The following is an 18956-nucleotide window of genomic DNA, read 5'->3' on the forward strand; positions in this document are numbered from 1 at the left end:
TCAACACGCTTAACTTTTTATATGAAGTATGACTTCATTGGATAAACAGCTGATCTTGAAGATCAGCTGTTTTCGTTTGAAGGTGGTACTGTTAAGGGCAAGGATTCGAGTAAGTTGTACCTATTGCTTGAATTTCAGTAAGTAGTTCGTCGCTAAGTTGCAAATCAATACTGTCGATATTGGCTTTTAATTGGTCTAGGTTTGTTGCTCCGATAATGTTAGAAGCAACAAATGGACGCTGATTGACAAACGCGAGCGCCATTTGTGCAGGGTTTAGACCATGCTCTTGAGCTAAATTGACGTAAGCTTCGGTCGCTTTAACACCTTGCGGAGTGAAGTAGCGCGCAAAACGCTCCCACTTAGTGCATCGAGCGCCTTCAGGTTTTGCCCCGTTTAGGTATTTACCACTCAGGCAGCCAAATGCCAAAGGAGAGTAGGCAAGTAACTGAACGCCTTCGTAATGGCTGATTTCAGACAAGCCAACTTCGAAGCTGCGGTTCAATAAGTTATATGGGTTTTGAATGGAGACAATTCTTGGCAAATCGTGTTTTTCTGCCAAACGCAATAGCGACATCACACCCCACGGCGTCTCGTTGGATACGCCGATATAGCGCACTTTACCTGCATTCACTAATTCAGTAAGCGCTTCCAACGTTTCAATTAACGTGACTTCTTCTTGTTTGTCAGGGTATGGGTAGTTGAGTTGACCAAAGCAGTTGGTTTGACGCTGCGGCCAATGTAGTTGGTACAAATCGACATAATCGGTTTGTAGACGATTAAGGCTGTCATCAATTGCTGTATGGATGTGGCGACGATTAAGGCTCATGTTGTCTCTGATGTGAGGAACATTGCGAGGGCCTGCCACTTTTGTTGCCAGTACTACTTTCTCTCTTTTGCCGCTTTTTGCTAACCAATTACCGATGTATTGCTCGGTGAGCCCTTGTGTTTCCGAGTTTGGCGGTACAGGGTACATCTCTGCGGTATCGATGAAGTTCACCCCATGATCGAGGGCAAAGTCGAGCTGTTCAAAGGCGTCCTTTTCTGTGTTTTGCTCGCCAAACGTCATAGTGCCGAGGCAGATTTTACTGATCTCAAGTGATGAGTGCGGTAGTTTTGTGTATTGCATATCACGTCCTTGAAGAGTTACCGACTAAATAAGTGACTCCAATATAGGGGATTTGTAGCCGCAATCGCAAATGATTTACGTATAAAGGAAGAGCAAACTCGAAAGCTACAGTTAGCCTAACTACACTTAAATGATCGTGTGAAGGAGGTATGTTATGCAGAAGCATCAATTGGACATGTGGCTACATGGTCCACATAAAGATACTTATAAAACTCCCAAAGTATTTGTGATTGGGTGTTCTGATGTCTCTGACTATCTTTTAGCTGTGGAGTACAAGCATCAACTTGAGCCGATTAAAGACGGTGAAGACCCGATACATTTTGGCTCTCTAGACTTAGTAAAAGAAGAACTATTGAGGCTAGGGGTCGATAAAGCGTATTTAAGGCTGCGCAATGCGTATGACGAATGTGGCACTGAAGAGGCAGCCTCATACTGCGATATTGAGTTATCGCTCGTGACGCACTAAATAGCTGATATAGTTTTATTCTGGTTGAGTGTTAATGTAGTGCTTGAGTAAGATCTGTTCAGTAAACTGTGTTCTAAGGTAAAAGCCTCGGGGCAGAGTTTTCATCGGCTTACCATTTGAGTTATATGCTTCGGTGAGCGCTTTTGCATTTGCGGCTTTAGGGCGAAGATGCAGCGCTTCTCCGTGTCTGGCGGAAATTTGATCAAATCTTCCCAAGACGATCATCTCCATTAACTCTTCCCAGTCATTTCGCAAAATCCGTTCTTCTTCTTCATCTGGTGACCAAATGAGTGGACTGCCCACACGTCTTTCAGGGAGTGGGATTTCTCGTTCTCCTTCTACGGGTACCCAAAGGACACGAGATAGCTTGTTTCGAACATGACTTGTTTCCCATGTAAGACCATGAACACCAGTGAGGGGCGCCACAGAAACAAAGGTTGTTTCTAAAGGTTTGCCAGAGTAACTGATCGGAATACTTTTCAACTCGATCCCTAGTTTTGCGAAATCTTGTTGAGGTTTACTGCCAGCTGGAGCGCCCAAGTGCCATTCGAGTAATTGACCCACCCAACCTTTATCACGTTTTAAGTTTTCAGGAACAATCATATTCGCCTCGGCGGCCAACTCAGCAAAACAGAGTCCTGCCATATCATGCGCTCGTTCCAATAGCTCTGCTTCTGTTTGTGGTTCTGGTTTCATAGTTACAAGGTGGTATTACAAAAAATATAGTTTATCAAACTCCGACCAAATCTACTGTTTAAGATTTCACCGAGGCGGTGTAAGAACGATCAATTCATAACTTATCCACAGGTGGAGGAGGTATTGATAAGATCCTGGCGGGGTCTGTATGAATAAACAGGGGTTAAAATGCATTTTTGGGGTTGATTTTGTTGTAATCATCTAAACGAATAGCAGGTGAGTGTGGATAAATAGCCTGTTGGTGGATCTTTGACCGATCTGAGTTTGGTGAAAAGATCATCAAGAAACTGAAGATCGAATTATCGTTGTTTTTAAAAATAAATACTTTTTTATCAATGTTTTATGTTTATTTTTTTGTTTCTTCATCTGTTTTGCTTTTGATGGGATTGAACTGAATTACTCATTTGAATTGAATTCTTCACAAAGTTATTCACAGAAAAGGTGAATAAATGTGGGCAATGTCTCACTCTTGTGTTGATAAGGTATGGTTTGATTAAAAGATATCCAAAAATGGTGAAAAGGTAATAAATCTTGCTCATATCACATCAGTAAGTTTGCTAGTAATGGGGATATGTGGAAAAATCACGGTAATAAAAAATTTATTCATAGAGGTTAGCCAGTGATAGATGGCGATGGTTACCGACTTAATGTTGGTATTGTGATATGTAATAACCATGGTCAGGTCTTCTGGGCTAAACGATACGGGCAACACTCATGGCAATTTCCACAAGGTGGGATTGACGAAGGTGAAACCCCTGAACAAGCCATGTTCAGGGAGTTATACGAAGAAGTCGGTTTAACGAAAAAAGACGTTAAGATCATTGCAACAAGTCGTCATTGGTTAAGATATAAGCTACCAAAGCGATTGGTGCGTTGGGACTCCAAGCCTGTTTGTATCGGCCAAAAACAGAAATGGTTTCTGCTGAGATTAGAATGCGATGAGTCTCGCATTAATATGCAACGCGGAAAATCCCCTGAATTTGATGGTTGGCGCTGGGTAAGTTACTGGTATCCAGTTAGGCAAGTTGTTTCTTTCAAGCGAGATGTTTATCGACGAGCGATGAAAGAATTTGCATCCTTAGCCATGCCTTTTCGAGAGAGAAAAGCGAAAGGGAAAAGAAAAAAGCAACGTAGAGGATAATCATGCTCAGTCAGCTAAGGGAAATAGTTGAGAAAGTCTCCAGGGTCGATGATGTGCATCTGGCACTCGATATATTGGTGAAAGAGACTTGTGCTGCCCTTAGTACTGAGTGCTGTACTATCTATCTTGCTAATGAAGAAATGCAGCGTCTTGAGTTAATGGCAACTCAAGGCCTTATTTTTGAAGGTGATAGTATTCATATCAACTTCAATGAAGGCCTGGTTGGGTTGGTAAAACGAAGCGCTGAACCCCTTAACCTTGCCGAAGCCTCAAAACACCCCGAGTTCAAATTCTTTCCTCAACTCGGCGAACAGATTTACCACTCTTTTTTAGCTACTCCAATCATTCATCGTAAACAAGTTTTAGGTGTGTTGGTGATCCAACAAAAAACGCCGCGCTTGTTTAGTGAAATGGAAGAATCGTTTCTTGTTACTTTATCCGCTCAGTTAGCGGTGCTCATTGCACATGCGCAGAATCTTGGGCATTGGCAGTTAGCATCTAAACCCACGGTATTAAAAGGTTTGCCTGCGTCTACTGGTGTCGCGATTGGAGAGTTTTGGTTCGACAATACCCAGCCGAGTTTATCGGATATTTTCCCTTCGTCCACGTTAGATAAGGAACGCGAGCACGAGACACTACTGGTGGCCATAGAGCGAGCGTTAAATGACTTTCGCCGCATGCGGAAAAAACTGGACAGTGAAATCAACAAAGATGCTCTGGCGATCTTCGATCTGTTTACTCACTTACTGAATGATCCGATGCTTCGCGGTGATTTGAAGAAGCAGATTGAAAAAGGAGACAGGGCAGACTGGGCGTTACGCCAAGTTGTAGAGTCATACTCGAATCGATTTGCCAGAATGTCGGATGTATACATGCGTGAAAGAGCGCAAGATATCCGAGAGTTAGGGCAAAGGCTGCTCTATTTTCTGCACAACAGCGAGCAAGAAAATTCTGCAATTGATCGTCCCATTATTTTGGTGGCGAATGAACTCACTGCCACCTTGCTCGCTTCTGTACCTAAAGAGTTCTTGTTAGCCGTCGTATCATTAGAGGGAGGCGCAAACTCTCACGCTGCCATTTTATCTCGAGCTCTTGGGGTCCCTGCAGTCATGGGCGCCAACATTAATCCGGATGTGGTGAATGGCAAACTCGGGATAGTCGACGGCTATACGGGTGAGATCTTCTTAGAGCCTAACCGCCAGTTGTTGCGAGAGTATCGCAGCTTAGTAAGCGAAGAGTCTGAACTGTTTGCCATGGTAAACAAGGACCTCGCACTCCCTGCAGTTACGCAAGATAATCACCATATCGAAATTATGCTGAATGCGGGACTCAGTGCAGACAGTAATATTGCCATCAACACAGGTGTTGATGGTGTTGGGTTGTACCGAACTGAGATTGCATTTTTACTTCAGCATCACTTTCCTTCGGAAGATGAGCAGTATCATCAATACCAAGCAATACTTAACAGCTATCCGAATCAACGAGTAGTGATGCGTACTTTGGATATTGGTGGTGACAAACCTTTGCCGTATTTGCCCATCGAAGAAGATAATCCGTTTCTAGGCTGGCGTGGCATTCGTTTTACATTGGATCATCCAGACATTTTCTTGATCCAGCTGCGTGCAATGTTAAGAGCGAGTGCAGAAAGCGGAAACTTAAGTATCTTATTGCCAATGGTGTCAGGGGTAAAAGAGCTAGACGATGCCATTAGCTTGATTAATCAAGCTCACAGCGAAGCCGTTTTGCTTGATGATAGAATTCAATTCCCACAAATTGGGGTCATGATTGAAGTACCATCGATGGTGTATCTGTTGCCAACGATTGCTCACCGTGTTGATTTTGTTTCTGTCGGGACAAACGATTTAACTCAGTATTTATTAGCGGTAGATAGGAACAATTCGCGCGTAGCGGATGTCTATGAATCTATGCATCCTGCGGTACTGTTAGCGCTTAAGCAAATCCATGAGGTGTGTGATAAATATCAGGTGCCCGTGTGTATTTGTGGTGAGCTAGCGGGTGATCCATTTGGCGCTCTTCTCTTACTTGGGTTAGGGTATACCAGTTTGAGTATGAACACCTCCAACGTGGCTAAGGTGAAATATTTGATTCGTCATAGTCAACAAGAAGAATTAGAAAAATTAGCGGAGCAAGCAATGACAAAGTCCTATGGGGAGGACATTCATCAAATGATGCATGACTTCTTCATTCAACAGGGCTTTGCGGGCTTTATCCGTGCAGGTAAAAAGTAGGAAATCGTGACCGTCTCTTTATTTTTGTTATTGTTGGCGCTAGGCGCTTTTGTGGGTGTGATGGCGGGGTTACTCGGTATCGGTGGTGGTTTGATTGTTGTTCCTGCCTTGTTGTATTTGCTTCCTCTTGCTGGGATCTCTCCAGAAATGAGTATGCACATGGCCTTAGCCACTTCGTTAGCGAGTATTATTGTCACGTCTGGCTCATCGGCGATGAATCACCTTAAGCTCGGCAATGTCGATATGTTTGTCGTAAAATGGTTGATGCCTGGTGTGGTCATTGGTGGCTTTGTTGGTGCCAATATTGCTGAGTGGATCCCTACACACTATTTGCCGAAAGTGTTTGGTGTCATTGTTCTTTGCCTGTCAGTACAAATGTTTCGTTCCATTAAAGTTACGAGCAGTAAACCTATGCCGAGCAGCCCTGTGACTGTAGTTTACGGCACGGGAATTGGTGTCGTATCAAGCCTTGCTGGTATTGGTGGTGGCTCACTGTCGGTACCATTTTTAAATAAACATGGGATAGAGATGCGTAAAGCGGTGGGCTCATCCTCCGTTTGTGGTTGCGTGATTGCTATTTCTGGTATGATCGGCTTCATCTTACATGGCTATAAAGTGGAAGGCTTACCTTCATACAGTATTGGCTATGTTTATCTTCCCGCTTTATTAGCGATTGCTATGGCCTCGATGCTCACAACAAAAGTGGGTGCGAAGCTGGCAACTAACCTTCCAACTGCGGTATTAAAAAAGATATTCGCGGTGTTCTTAATGTTTGTTGCAGCGACCATGCTGCTCTAAGCTTGTACCCAAGTCATTCTCGCTGAACCAAGCATCTAGAGGTTACTTGGGTATATTTATTTTGTTGTGATAAGAAGAGAATGATTTATGTCTCAGGGATATATTGAATTTCCCAATATTGATCCGGTTTTAATCTCTATTGGTCCTGTTTCGGTTCGTTGGTACGGTTTGATGTACCTTGTGGGCTTTATGTTTGCTCTATGGTTAGCGAACCGACGTGCAGATAAGCCTGGAAGTGGTTGGACACGAGAGCAGGTTTCTGATTTGTTGTTCGCAGGCTTCCTTGGCGTGGTGATTGGTGGCCGTGTAGGCTACGTGCTTTTCTACAATTTTGAGCTCTTCCTGGCTGACCCTTTGTATCTATTTAAAGTGTGGACCGGTGGTATGTCTTTCCACGGGGGCTTACTGGGTGTGATTACTGCGATGTTCTGGTATGCACACAAAAACGGGCGAACTTTCTTCGGTGTTGCTGACTTTATCGCGCCGCTTGTGCCATTTGGTTTGGGTATGGGGCGTTTAGGTAACTTCATGAACAGCGAGTTGTGGGGCCGAGTAACGGATGTGCCTTGGGCGATCGTTTTCCCAAATGGCGGTCCACTGCCACGTCATCCATCGCAGCTTTATGAAATGGCGCTTGAAGGTATCGTACTTTTCTTCATCTTGAATTGGTTCATCAAGAAACCTCGTCCTCTAGGTTCTGTTTCAGGGCTATTTTTAGCTGGATATGGTACATTCCGCTTCTTAGTTGAGTACGTGCGCGAACCAGACGCTCATTTGGGTTTATTCGGTGGCTTTATTTCCATGGGACAGATTTTATCCCTGCCAATGGTGGTTATCGGTGTCCTCATGATGGTTTGGGCATACAAACGTGGTCATTACAAAGACGAATTACCACAAAAGACGAAGTAAGGTATTGGTGTGAAACAGTATTTAGATTTGTGTCAACGCATCGTTGACCAAGGTGTTTGGGTTGAAAATGAGCGTACAGGCAAGCGCTGCCTGACCGTAATCAACGCGGATTTAACCTACGATGTTGCGAACAATCAATTTCCGTTGGTCACCACACGTAAAAGTTTTTGGAAAGCGGCCGTTGCAGAGCTATTAGGGTATATTCGTGGTTACGATAATGCGGAAGATTTTCGTAAGCTGGGCACGAAAACCTGGGATGCCAATGCCAACCTAAATGATGCCTGGTTGAATAACCCATACCGTAAAGGTGAAGACGACATGGGCCGTGTCTATGGGGTTCAAGGGCGCGCCTGGGCGAAACCTGATGGTGGTCATGTTGACCAGCTACGTAAGATAGTGGATGACTTAACGCGTGGTGTTGATGACCGCGGTGAAATCTTGAACTTCTACAACCCGGGTGAGTTCCACATGGGGTGCTTGCGTCCTTGTATGTACAGTCACCATTTTTCATTGCTGGATGATACGCTTTACCTGAATAGTACTCAGCGTTCGTGTGATGTACCGCTTGGCTTAAACTTCAATATGGTTCAAGTTTACGTGTTCTTGGCGATTATGGCGCAAATTACGGGCAAGAAACCTGGTCAGGCATTTCATAAGATTGTGAATGCTCACATTTATGAAGACCAGCTTGAACTGATGCGCGATGTTCAGTTGAAGCGTGAGCCATTAAAAGCGCCGACGTTCCATATCAACCCAGAGATTAAATCTCTAGAAGATTTGGAAACATGGGTCACACTGGATGACTTTTGGGTTGAAGGGTACGAGCATCACGATCCTATTCGTTACCCATTCTCAGTGTAACGAGTATCGTTCTTCAAGATATAGAAAAAGCTCCGAATGGAGCTTTTTCTTTTTTGTACTTAGAAGGTATTATTTTAGTGCACTGACAATATAACGGTGAATTGGGCTGGTCTGCATCGGTGTGGATAGTGCCGGGCTAATAAACTTAGGTTGAGTGAATATTTCTTTACTCACTAATGAACGGATAAGCTCAAAGTACTTCAGCTCAGTTTTCCCGCACAACAATAGTGAAAAGTCATCGCCCAATTTATCATAGGCATTGAGCACCTCTCGGAATCCTCTAAGATACAAGTAATCCTTCGTTAAACCTCCACCTCGATAGACTCGGGCAGTCGTTGTAAATGCTTGAAGATCAGAAGCTTTATACTGTTCTTTTAATAGCATGAACGTATGGCGGAAATCGCGATCCTTGATCATCGACTCTACTGCCAGAACTCGTAAGGCTAAGGTTCTTAGGCGCTTGATACTGAAATGTCCTGACAGATACTCACATAATATAGCCAGCCCTTCTTGAGTGTTGGTATTGGCAGGACAACCTAAGCTCAGGACTTTTAGCGGTTGTTGACGACCGTTAAGCGTAGTCAGGAGATGTACTCCCATTTCATGATGTGCAAGAGCCTCCAGCTCATCAGTGGTGATGTACGCCGCGTGGTTAATTTTGACTCGAGACCCTGAAACTAGTGCGTTTGCTAACATCCCGTCCAACACCTGTATTTCACATTCATACCCATTGCGTTGAGCAAAATTTTGCATGAAACGTGCTATTGCACGGCTATCGTGCTGAGGTTCTTTTTCTTCTTCTGTAGGAAGGTGCAATATGAAATGGGCGTTGGCAATATCTTTGGCGCTCGGTTCCCCATAATAGCGTAAGGAGTTATAAAGAAACTCTTGCGTGCCTATGGTATTCACTTGATCCAGTTTATCTGCATAAGACTGAATTACATCCGCGTACAGCCTCTGCAGTTGGGTGTCTTGAATGTTTTCTAGAGGTAGCTCATATAGACGTCGCTTTGCACTGTGGGTATCTACGTTAGTAATTGAATATTGAAAATTAGGCTCTTGAGAATATTTGTTTTTAATGAAACGTTCTCTTTCTTGAGCATAATTAAGAGGATTCACGCTACTAAGGATATCAATATCAGCAACCAGTTGGGTTAGGTTTTCGTCTATTGCGAGTAGCTGATCAGAAATAGCGTCATTAAGCTGCGTCATGTTGTCGACTCCAAATGAGATAGCTCAGCATAAGCATGCTGATGTGGCTCAAATTATCACCGGACAATCGATTTGAACAGTTTAATTATCATAAAAAAGGCTCCACGATGTGGAGCCTAAACAATAAGCGATGGTATGTCGTTGTTGTTACGTTGTTAGGGCTAGAATTGCACCTGGTAGAATAACGAATACTGACATTAGGTAACCACCAACAACTGCTTTATTCTTAATAGCCATTTCAGAAATCATCTCAGCGCCTTTAACCGGAATCTCACGTAGGAATGGAATTCCAAAGATAAACAGCGTCGCCATGATGTTAAATACTAAGTGGACTAGAGCGATTTGTAGTGCGAATACTGCGAACTCTCCAGATACCGCTGTCGCTGCTAGTAGTGCCGTAATACAAGTACCAATGTTAGCACCCAGAGTGAAAGGGTAGATATCTCGTACTTTCAACACGCCAGTACCAACCAACGGAACCATTAAACTTGTCGTGGTTGAGGAAGATTGTACTAGAACGGTCACGATTGAGCCTGATACGATGCCGTGAATAGGACCACGACCGATGGCGTTTTTCAAAATTTCACGTGCGCGACCAACCATTAGGCTCTTCATTAATTTACCCATCACTGTGATTGCAACGAAGATAGTCGCAATACCCAAAGCAATAAGCATGACGCCGCCAACAGTATCACCGAAGGTAGAAAGTGGCTCTTTAATTGCGCCTACGACTGGCTTTGTAATTGGTTTAATAAAGTTGAAGCCTTTAATGCTCATATCACCAGTAGCAAGCAGTGGAGAAACAAGCCAGTGAGAAACTTTCTCTAAAATGCCGAACATCATTTCCAACGGAAGGAAAATAGCGACAGCAAGCAAGTTGAAGAAGTCGTGAATGGTTGCACTTGCAAATGCACGTTTGAACTCTTCTTTACAGCGCACGTGGCCAAGAGATACAAGCGTATTGGTCACTGTGGTACCAATGTTAGCACCCATCACCATAGGGATAGCGGTTTCTACAGGTAAGCCACCTGCAACCAAGCCTACAATAATAGACGTTACAGTACTTGAAGACTGAATTAAGGCTGTTGCCACCAAGCCGATCATTAGACCTGCAACTGGGTGTGCGGCAAATTCAAATAGCACCTTAGCTTGATCGCCAGTTGCCCATTTAAAGCCACTACCAACCATAGATACTGCTAGAAGAAGCAGATATAACATGAGTGCCAAGTTAGCCCAGCGTAACCAACGAGCTGTGCTCGAAATTGGTGCCACTGTTGAAGTAGCTTGGTTCATCATAATTTTCTCCGTTGACCTTTCAGTTCATTTTTCGGTCTGTAGTTGAATCTGCGGGCGATGTTAGAGAATAAATATTTCAGTAATATTACAGATTTCTTGCTGTGAGAGATTTTTATTGTTCTTTTTGATAATGGCGTAAAGGAGGAAGAAAGTTAATTTTTAAATTGTTGATTTTAATGGTTAAATTTTGATTTCGTTTTGTTTGGTTTTTGCGTTTTTTTTGTAGAGAAAATGCGCCTCAGTTCAACTTTTATGACAGTGTTGACTTTATACTTTCGGTAAAACTTATGCTTTTGTAAGGTATTGTATGGTTTTGTCGAGTTTATTGTTTGTCTCTGTCACATTTGGTATAAAAAGTATCACTTTCTTTTCGGGACTCGATCATGTCACATCTAAACTACAACCATCTCTATTATTTCTGGATGGTGTGCAAACAGGGCTCTGTAACTAAGGCGGCTGACGCGCTCTTCCTGACACCGCAAACCGTGACAGGACAGATTAAAGCGCTTGAAGAGCGCATGAAAGGAAAGTTAACCAAGCGCAATGGTCGTACAGTTGAGCCCACTGAGTTAGGTCAGCTTGTGTTTAAGTACGCCGACCGGATGTTCGGTTTGAGCTATGAGATGTTAGATATCGTCAATTACAGCCAGCACTCGAACATTCTATTTGAAGTTGGTGTAGCCGATGCATTATCTAAACGCTTGGTCAGTAAAGTACTGATGACGACCGTCCCGGAAGATAACAGTATTCATTTACGCTGTTATGAATCAACCCACGAACTGCTACTTGAACGCCTTTCTCAGCACAAGCTAGATATGATCCTTTCGGATTGTCCCGTTGATTCTACTCAAAGTCCTGGCCTTTATAGCAAAAAGTTAGGTGAAAGTAGCATGAGCTTTTTTGCTTCTTCTGAAATTGAAAATGTGCGATTTCCTGAGATCTTGGAACAAAAAAAACTTCTGATTCCCGCGAGCCGAACGGCTATGGGGCGTAAAGTTATTCAATGGTTTGATCGTCAAGGCCTTCAAGCCAATGTGCTGGGGGAGTTTGATGATGTTGCGTTGATGAAAGCTTTTGCTCGGTACCACGACGATGTGATTTTCTTGGCACCGACCGTATACATGTCGGAGATTGAAGACGACCGAAATTTACAGCTAATTGGCCATGTCGATGGGCTAAAAGAAGAGTACTACGTGATTTTTGCGGAACGAATGATCCAACACCCCGCGGTAAAAAATGTTTGTGATGCTGATTTCAGTCAAATGTTTGAGTAAACCCGTATCGTTGCGTAAATAAATAGATTACTATCAATAAAAATATAATTCTAAATAATATCTAAGTAAGCAAGATACTTGTTTTAGTGAGCAAAACTATTAATTATTGATGGCGCACCAATTAAAATCCTTGGTGGATAATATTGGTGTATCACTAACAACTAAATTAGAGGTTCTAATAATGAAGACTCTGGGAGTGTATCTTGATTTTCTTAGATATATAAATCAGTGCAACACAACAAGCTGGCCAGGGTTGGAATAAGTAAGTTGTAGCTAGAGGTCCAACACATGAATCTACAAGAAATGGAGCAGAACTCCGCAAAAGCCGTCGTGTTGCTCAAAGCGATGGCAAACGAGAGACGCCTACAAATCCTTTGTATGCTGCATAACCAAGAGCTGTCCGTGGGAGAGCTGTGTGCAAAGTTAGAGCTAAGCCAGTCGGCATTATCTCAGCATCTTGCTTGGCTTCGCCGTGATGAGTTAGTCACGACAAGGAAAGAAGCACAAACGGTGTACTACACATTAAAGAGTGATGAAGTGAAAGCGTTAATAAAAACACTGCATAGTCTTTATTGTGCTGAGAGTGCTCAACATTAATTAAATAGTCCTAATATACTGCTCATCTTAGAGTGTGAATCTAACTTGTTGGAATATTTGAGAGTGGCGTTAAACTTTTGATGATAGGGTACTACTCATCGACCAATTTGCTTTGTTCTCAAGTGTTTTAATAGTGCTTTCTAGTTTGAGCGTTATATGGGTAATGAATAAGCTGATGTCTTTAAATGGGACATTCAGAAAAAGAAAAGCTGGCATTGCCAGCTTTTTTTATTAAGAAAATTTTGTAGATATAAAAAAACCGACACAAGGTCGGTTTTTTCTTCGCTGTAAAATCAGGACTCTATTAAAGAGCTTTGATTTGTGCAGCGAAACGAGACTTATGGCGAGCTGCTTTATTCTTGTGAATAAGGCCTTTAGTTGCCATGCGGTCTAGGATAGGTGTAACTACAGCGAATGCAGCAGTTGCAGCTTCTTTGTCGCCTGCTTCGATAGCAGCAACAGTTTTCTTCATGTAAGTACGCATCATTGAGCGACGGCTAGCATTGTGCTGACGACGTTTCTCAGCTTGGATAGCGCGCTTCTTAGCAGATTTACTATTTGCCAAGGGTCTAACTCCCAAAAACTTAGTTCTGTGACAATTTAAGGGCGAGGAATATCCCTCATTTGCGCTTAAATGTCAAATGATTTGTGCAAAAACCGATCTAAGCCAAAACAAATTTTGGTAAGAGAGGTTATCGCGGTTAAGATGGCGGGGATTCTAACAGCATTTTTATACCAATGCTAATAATTATCCGCGAAAGGCACACTTATTCCTTACAACCCGCGGATAGATTTTTGACGTCTATTTACAGCACCTGTCAGAGAAACAGTATAGGGTTAGCTGTCTTATGGTGATATTCCGAGGTTACAGTGAGTAAACGACTACTCAAGTCTGGCATGATCGTCAGTGCTATGACATTTATTTCCCGCGTTCTTGGCCTAGTTCGTGATGTTGTAGTGGCAAATTTAATGGGGGCAGGAGCAAGCGCAGACGTCTTTTTCTTCGCCAATAAAATTCCTAATTTTTTACGACGTTTGTTTGCTGAAGGTGCTTTTTCCCAAGCGTTTGTACCTGTTTTAACGGAAAGCCATGCTCAAGGCGACATGGATAAAACTCGGGAGCTCATTGCTCGTGCAGCGGGCACGTTGGGGGTGATAGTCTCAATTGTTACCATCTTAGGTGTTCTAGGTTCCGGAGTGGTGACTGCACTGTTTGGTTTTGGTTGGTTCCTAGACTGGATGCATGGTGGTCCCGCGGCTGAGAAGTTCGAACTTGCTAGCGTGATGCTCAAGATTACCTTTCCTTATTTATGGTTCATCACTTTTGTTGCCCTATCGGGAGCCATTCTTAATACACTAGGTAAGTTTGCGGTTTCTTCGTTTACTCCCGTCTTCCTCAACGTAATGATCATTTTGGCAGCATGGTTTATCTCGCCGCAGATGTCACAGCCAGAGATTGGTCTTGCCATCGGTGTTTTCCTTGGTGGTTTGGTTCAGTTCTTATTTCAAATCCCTTTCCTTATTAAAGCGGGGGTTATGGTTAAGCCAAAATGGGGCTGGCGCGATCCGGGCGTGGTGAAGATCCGAACCTTAATGATTCCTGCTTTGTTCGGTGTGTCGGTAAGCCAAATCAACTTGTTGTTTGATACTTTTATTGCCAGCTTTCTGCAAACCGGTTCGATCAGTTGGTTGTACTATTCAGATCGCTTGTTGGAATTCCCGTTAGGTCTGTTTGGTATTGCTATTGCAACGGTGATTTTACCAGCATTATCACGCAAACATGTTGACGCACAAAATGAAGGATTCGCACAAACCATGGACTGGGGGGTGCGCATGGTGATCTTACTTGGCCTTCCTGCAATGCTTGGTTTGATGGTACTGGCAAAACCTATGTTGATGGTGTTATTCATGCGAGGTGAGTTTTCGCCACAAGACGTACATCAAGCATCATTGTCACTCTTTGCTTACGCTTCAGGCTTGTTGAACTTTATGCTGATTAAAGTGCTTGCTCCGGGTTATTACTCGCGTCAAGACACCAAAACGCCAGTGAAATACGGCATCATTGCGATGGTGACCAACATGGTATTTAATGCAATTTTTGCGTACTTCTATGGCTACGTTGGCTTGGCTATCGCGACAGCACTATCGGCATTTGTGAATATGGCACTGCTGTATCGTGGCCTGCACATCGCAGAGGTATACCAAATCACTAAGCGAACCGTCTTCTTTATTATACGTTTAGCTATTGCTGGCGCGGCGATGGTGGTGGCAATCTTATGGCAACTGGAAGATATGTCAGTATGGCTGGGCTGGAGCTTTGCTCACCGAAGCGCGGTGCTAGGGATGTTGATCGGTTTAGGAGCAGTGGTTTACCTAGTGGTTCTATTTTTAACTGGTGCGCGTTTAAAAGACCTAAAAGCTGGGACAGACTGAGGGTGATTAGTATATAATCCGTCAGTTTCACACAGTGTAAAGTAAAACAGAGGCAGAAAGCAGTATCCAATGGAACTGATTAGAGGCATTCACAATATCAACCCGCGACATCATGGTTGTGTGCTGACTATTGGCAATTTCGATGGTGTCCATAAAGGCCATCAACAAGTATTGCAGCAAGTGTCTGAGCAAGCGGACAGGCTATCCTTGCCTTCTGTTGTGATGACCTTTGAACCTCAGCCGATGGAGCTGTTTGCCAAAGACAAGGCACCTGCAAGGTTGACGCGATTACGCGATAAGTTCGTGCAATTGAGTAAGCTCGATATTGACCGCTTACTGTGTGTCAATTTCAATCGCCATTTTGCAAGTTTAACCGCGGAAGAGTTTATTCGTGACTTGTTGGTCGAGCGTTTGGGTGTTAAGTTTCTTGTCGTTGGTGATGATTTCTGCTTTGGCAAAGGCCGTACAGGTAACTTTGCAATGCTGCAGGAAGCAGGGGAAAAATACGGCTTTGATGTCGTAAGTACCCAGAGCTTTTGTTTACAACAATTACGTGTCAGCAGTACGGCTATCCGTCAAGCGCTGGCGCGTGACGATTTGCATTCTGCGCAACAGATGCTGGGAAGAAACTACAGCATCAGCGGTCGTGTTTCTCACGGAAGAAAGCTAGGTCGAACCATTGGGTTCCCTACTGCAAATATTCCTTTGAAACGCTGTGTTTCTCCGGTTTCCGGAGTCTATGTTGTTCAAGCGCTTGGCTTAGGAAATAAGCCAGTTGGTGGTGTTGCTAATATTGGTCAAAGACCAACCGTCAATGGTGTTCGCCAACAGTTAGAAGTGCACTTATTCGACTTTCATGCCAATTTATATGGCAAGCAACTAGAAGTGGAACTTTTGCATAAACTTCGAGATGAGCAAAAGTTTGAGTCGTTTGAAGCACTTAAACAACAAATCGAATTGGATGCTGAAGCAGCAAGGGTGTGGCTGCGTCAGCTTAAGCGTTGAGCGGTTTATTCCACCGTTCAACATAATGTCTAATTTTCGCCCAATATAACGGAATTAAGAATCGATGAGTGAGTATAAAGATACCCTGAACTTACCTGAAACAGGGTTTCCAATGCGCGGCAACCTGGCCAATCGTGAGCCAGAAATGCTTAAGCGTTGGTACAAAGAAGATCTTTACGGTGAAATCCGTAAAGCTAAGAAAGGCAAAAAGTCATTCGTATTGCACGATGGCCCTCCTTACGCAAATGGTGACATTCATATTGGTCACGCACTAAACAAGATTCTTAAAGACATTATTATTAAATCCAAAACACTTTCAGGTTTTGACGCACCTTACATCCCAGGCTGGGACTGCCACGGTCTACCAATCGAATTAATGGTAGAGAAGAAAGTAGGTAAGCCAGGCCAAAAAGTGACAGCAGCGGAATTCCGCGAGAAATGTCGTGAATACGCAGCAGGTCAGGTTGAAGGTCAGAAAGAGAGCTTCAAACGCCTTGGTATCATGGGTGAGTGGGACAAGCCATACCGCACTATGGATTTCGCAACTGAAGCGAACATTATTCGTGCTCTTGGTAAGATCGCAAGCAATGGTCACCTGCTAAAAGGTTTCAAACCTGTTCACTGGTGTACAGACTGTGGTTCTGCTCTTGCTGAAGCGGAAGTAGAGTACAAAGATAAAGTATCGCCATCTATCGACGTTCGTTTTAAAACGGCTGACGAAGCGGCACTATTGTCTAAGTTTGAACTGACAGAAGGTCATGAAGGTCACGGTGACGTATCTATCGTTATCTGGACAACAACACCTTGGACACTGCCTGCAAACCGCGCAGTATGTCTACGTGATGATCTAGAGTACGTGCTTATCCAAACAGAAGGCGACAACGCTGAGCGTATCATCGTTGCTGCTGAGCTAGCGAAAGACGTAATGGACCGTGCGGGTATCGAGCACTTCCACAACCTTGGCTTTGCTAAAGGTGCGGACCTAGAGCTTTCTCAATTCCAACACCCATTCTACGATTTCACTGTACCGGCGATCCTTGGCGATCACGTTACGACTGATTCAGGTACTGGTGTTGTTCACACTGCTCCTGGTCACGGTCAAGAAGACTTCGCGGTTGGTAACAAGTACAACCTAGAAGTAGCAAACCCAGTTGGCTCAAACGGTGTTTACCTACCAGATACAGAGCTATTTGCTGGTCAGCACGTATTTAAAGCGAACGATGCAGTAGTAGAAGTACTAAAAGAAAAAGGTGCACTACTACACCACCACGCTTACGAGCACAGCTACCCACACTGTTGGCGTCATAAGACTCCAATCATCTTCCGAGCTACACCTCAATGGTTCGTTTCTATGGACCAAGCTGGCCTACGTGCTAAAGCACTAGAGTCAATCAAGAACGTAGAGTGGATGCCTGAGTGGGGTCAAAGCCGCATTGAAGGTATGATCGAAGGTCGCCCTGAGTGGTGTATCTCTCGTCAACGTACTTGGGGTGTGCCAATTGCTCTGTTTGTTCATAAAGAAACAGCAGAACTTCATCCAAACACGCTAGAGCTGATCGAGAAAGTCGCTAAGCTGGTTGAAGAGAAAGGTATCCAAGCATGGTGGGATGTAGATGCCGCTGAACTACTAGGTGCTGACGCTGACCAATACGAAAAAGTGCTAGATACGCTAGACGTATGGTTCGATTCAGGTGTTACTCACTTCTCTGTTGTTGATGCTCGTGAAGAGTACAACGGCAATAGTGCAGACCTATACCTAGAAGGTTCTGACCAACACCGCGGTTGGTTCCAGTCTTCTCTAATTTCATCTATTGCGATGAAAGACGAAGCACCTTACAAACAAGTACTGACACACGGTTTCGTGGTTGACGGTCAGGGTCGTAAGATGTCTAAATCTATCGGTAACGTGGTTGCGCCAAAAGACGTAACCAACAAGCTAGGTGCTGACATTCTTCGTCTATGGGTTGCTTCTACAGACTACACTGGTGAAGTTGCAGTTTCTGATGAAATCCTAAAACGTAGCGCAGATGCGTACCGTCGTATCCGTAACACAGCGCGTTTCTTCCTAGCTAACCTGAGCGGCTTCAACCCTGAAACAGACATCGTTCCTGTTGAAGAGATGGTTGCGCTAGATCGCTGGGCGGTTGGTCGTGCACTGGCAGCACAAGAAGAGATTGTTAAAGCATACGAAGAGTACAACACGCACGGTGTAACTCAGCGTCTAATGCAATTCTGTTCAATCGAAATGGGCTCTTTCTACCTAGACGTAATTAAAGACCGTCAGTACACAGCAAAACGTGGCGGCAACGCTCAACGTAGCTGTCAGACAGCACTTTACTACATCGTAGAAGCGCTAGTCCGTTGGATGGCGCCAATCATGTCGTTCACTGCAGATGAAATCTGGAACGAAATGCCAGGTCAACGCGACAAGTTCGTATTCACTGGTGAGTGGTTCGACGGCCTATTCGGTCTTGCTGAAGGTGAAGAGCTGAACAACGAATTCTGGACTGAGATCCAAGCGGTTCGTGGTGCGGTTAACAAACTTCTAGAAGATGCGCGTAAAGAGAAAACCATTGGTGGTGCACTACAAGCTGAAGTGACTCTATTTGCTGATGACGCACTAGCGACGAAGATCAACAAACTTGAAGATGAACTGCGCTTTGTTCTACTAACCTCTGCGGCGAAAGTTAAGCCTCTAGGTGAGAAGACTGATGCAGCACAAGCGACGGATATCGAAGGCTTGTTTGTTGAAGTAGCAGCAGCTGAAGGCGAGAAGTGTGATCGTTGTTGGCACCACACGCCAGACGTAGGCACAATCGAAGGTCACGAGAAGATTTGTGGTCGTTGTGTATCTAACGTAGAAGGCGAAGGTGAAGTACGTAAATTCGCGTAA

Annotated in this window: 16 protein-coding genes; 11 read left to right on the forward strand and 5 right to left on the reverse strand. The window is 44.0% G+C overall.

The window, feature by feature from the left end:
• Positions 1-91: 91 nt before the first annotated feature.
• Positions 92-1126, reverse strand: a complete 1035-nt coding sequence (locus R7Z41_RS13615; RefSeq protein ID WP_005381774.1) for an NADP(H)-dependent aldo-keto reductase — start codon at positions 1124-1126, stop codon at positions 92-94.
• A gap of 154 nt (positions 1127-1280) precedes the next feature.
• On the opposite strand from R7Z41_RS13615, the gene R7Z41_RS13620 reads away from it, so the two are divergent.
• Positions 1281-1592 (forward strand): DUF6482 family protein, encoded by a 312-nt coding sequence (locus R7Z41_RS13620; RefSeq protein WP_005381772.1) that lies wholly within the window; start codon positions 1281-1283, stop codon positions 1590-1592.
• A gap of 15 nt (positions 1593-1607) precedes the next feature.
• Here the strand turns inward: R7Z41_RS13620 and mutH are convergent, their stop codons facing one another.
• The gene (mutH, locus tag R7Z41_RS13625; protein WP_005385968.1) at positions 1608-2288 is read right to left on the reverse strand and encodes a DNA mismatch repair endonuclease MutH; all 681 of its coding nucleotides are present in this window, start codon (positions 2286-2288) and stop codon (positions 1608-1610) included.
• Positions 2289-2907: 619 nt separating this feature from the next.
• On the opposite strand from mutH, the gene rppH reads away from it, so the two are divergent.
• The 5 genes from rppH (at position 2908) to R7Z41_RS13650 (ending at position 8246) form a co-directional block, all read left to right on the forward strand.
• Positions 2908-3429, forward strand: a complete 522-nt coding sequence (gene rppH, locus R7Z41_RS13630) for an RNA pyrophosphohydrolase (RefSeq protein ID WP_005381953.1) — start codon at positions 2908-2910, stop codon at positions 3427-3429.
• A gap of 2 nt (positions 3430-3431) precedes the next feature.
• The gene (gene ptsP, locus R7Z41_RS13635; protein ID WP_104975865.1) at positions 3432-5678 is read left to right on the forward strand and encodes a phosphoenolpyruvate--protein phosphotransferase; all 2247 of its coding nucleotides are present in this window, start codon (positions 3432-3434) and stop codon (positions 5676-5678) included.
• 6 nt (positions 5679-5684) lie between these two features.
• Positions 5685-6476: a sulfite exporter TauE/SafE family protein gene (locus tag R7Z41_RS13640; RefSeq protein ID WP_005385965.1), complete on the forward strand. Its 792-nt coding sequence runs from the start codon at positions 5685-5687 to the stop codon at positions 6474-6476.
• Between the two features lie 87 nt (positions 6477-6563).
• Positions 6564-7385 carry a prolipoprotein diacylglyceryl transferase gene (gene lgt / locus R7Z41_RS13645; protein ID WP_005381948.1) on the forward strand — a complete coding sequence of 274 codons (822 nt, stop codon included), beginning with the start codon at positions 6564-6566 and terminating at the stop codon, positions 7383-7385.
• Positions 7386-7394: 9 nt separating this feature from the next.
• Positions 7395-8246 carry a thymidylate synthase gene (locus R7Z41_RS13650; protein WP_005381947.1) on the forward strand — a complete coding sequence of 284 codons (852 nt, stop codon included), beginning with the start codon at positions 7395-7397 and terminating at the stop codon, positions 8244-8246.
• 69 nt (positions 8247-8315) lie between these two features.
• On the opposite strand, the gene R7Z41_RS13655 is transcribed toward R7Z41_RS13650, so the two are convergent.
• Positions 8316-9458 carry a flavohemoglobin expression-modulating QEGLA motif protein gene (locus tag R7Z41_RS13655; protein WP_062730733.1) on the reverse strand — a complete coding sequence of 381 codons (1143 nt, stop codon included), beginning with the start codon at positions 9456-9458 and terminating at the stop codon, positions 8316-8318.
• 147 nt (positions 9459-9605) lie between these two features.
• Positions 9606-10751 (reverse strand): Na/Pi symporter, encoded by a 1146-nt coding sequence (locus R7Z41_RS13660; protein ID WP_318136373.1) that lies wholly within the window; start codon positions 10749-10751, stop codon positions 9606-9608.
• 386 nt (positions 10752-11137) lie between these two features.
• Here R7Z41_RS13660 and nhaR point away from each other — a divergent pair, with 386 nt between their 5' ends.
• Positions 11138-12028 (forward strand): transcriptional activator NhaR, encoded by an 891-nt coding sequence (gene nhaR / locus R7Z41_RS13665; RefSeq protein ID WP_005385959.1) that lies wholly within the window; start codon positions 11138-11140, stop codon positions 12026-12028.
• A 288-nt stretch (positions 12029-12316) separates the two neighbouring features.
• Positions 12317-12625, forward strand: coding sequence for an ArsR/SmtB family transcription factor (locus R7Z41_RS13670; protein ID WP_005381940.1), 309 nt, complete (start codon positions 12317-12319; stop codon positions 12623-12625).
• Between the two features lie 304 nt (positions 12626-12929).
• Here R7Z41_RS13670 and rpsT read toward each other — a convergent pair whose 3' ends face one another.
• A complete protein-coding gene (gene rpsT, locus R7Z41_RS13675) occupies positions 12930-13190 on the reverse strand; it encodes a 30S ribosomal protein S20 (protein ID WP_005381938.1) in 261 nt (86 codons plus the stop codon).
• A 305-nt stretch (positions 13191-13495) separates the two neighbouring features.
• Here rpsT and murJ point away from each other — a divergent pair, with 305 nt between their 5' ends.
• From murJ to ileS, 3 genes are all read left to right on the forward strand, one after another.
• Entirely contained in the window at positions 13496-15058 is a 1563-nt protein-coding gene (gene murJ / locus R7Z41_RS13680) for a murein biosynthesis integral membrane protein MurJ (protein WP_225477658.1), read from the forward strand.
• Positions 15059-15127: 69 nt separating this feature from the next.
• Positions 15128-16063 (forward strand): bifunctional riboflavin kinase/FAD synthetase, encoded by a 936-nt coding sequence (ribF, locus tag R7Z41_RS13685; protein ID WP_005381933.1) that lies wholly within the window; start codon positions 15128-15130, stop codon positions 16061-16063.
• A 64-nt stretch (positions 16064-16127) separates the two neighbouring features.
• Complete coding sequence (ileS, locus tag R7Z41_RS13690; RefSeq protein ID WP_225477656.1) at positions 16128-18956, forward strand: isoleucine--tRNA ligase; 2829 nt, start codon at positions 16128-16130, stop codon at positions 18954-18956.

It is taken from the genome of Vibrio sp. 1457, assembly GCF_033340195.1.
Classification (GTDB): Bacteria; Pseudomonadota; Gammaproteobacteria; order Enterobacterales; family Vibrionaceae; genus Vibrio; species Vibrio alginolyticus.

Coding starts and splice junctions, on each gene's coding strand:
- R7Z41_RS13615 (WP_005381774.1), bottom strand. CDS start 1,126: ATGCAATACACAAAACTACCGCACTCATCACTTGAGATCAGTAAAATC.
- R7Z41_RS13620 (WP_005381772.1), top strand. CDS start 1,281: ATGCAGAAGCATCAATTGGACATGTGGCTACATGGTCCACATAAAGAT.
- mutH (WP_005385968.1), bottom strand. CDS start 2,288: ATGAAACCAGAACCACAAACAGAAGCAGAGCTATTGGAACGAGCGCAT.
- ptsP (WP_104975865.1), top strand. CDS start 3,432: ATGCTCAGTCAGCTAAGGGAAATAGTTGAGAAAGTCTCCAGGGTCGAT.
- lgt (WP_005381948.1), top strand. CDS start 6,564: ATGTCTCAGGGATATATTGAATTTCCCAATATTGATCCGGTTTTAATC.
- R7Z41_RS13655 (WP_062730733.1), bottom strand. CDS start 9,458: ATGACGCAGCTTAATGACGCTATTTCTGATCAGCTACTCGCAATAGAC.
- R7Z41_RS13660 (WP_318136373.1), bottom strand. CDS start 10,751: ATGAACCAAGCTACTTCAACAGTGGCACCAATTTCGAGCACAGCTCGT.
- nhaR (WP_005385959.1), top strand. CDS start 11,138: ATGTCACATCTAAACTACAACCATCTCTATTATTTCTGGATGGTGTGC.
- R7Z41_RS13670 (WP_005381940.1), top strand. CDS start 12,317: ATGAATCTACAAGAAATGGAGCAGAACTCCGCAAAAGCCGTCGTGTTG.
- ribF (WP_005381933.1), top strand. CDS start 15,128: ATGGAACTGATTAGAGGCATTCACAATATCAACCCGCGACATCATGGT.
- ileS (WP_225477656.1), top strand. CDS start 16,128: ATGAGTGAGTATAAAGATACCCTGAACTTACCTGAAACAGGGTTTCCA.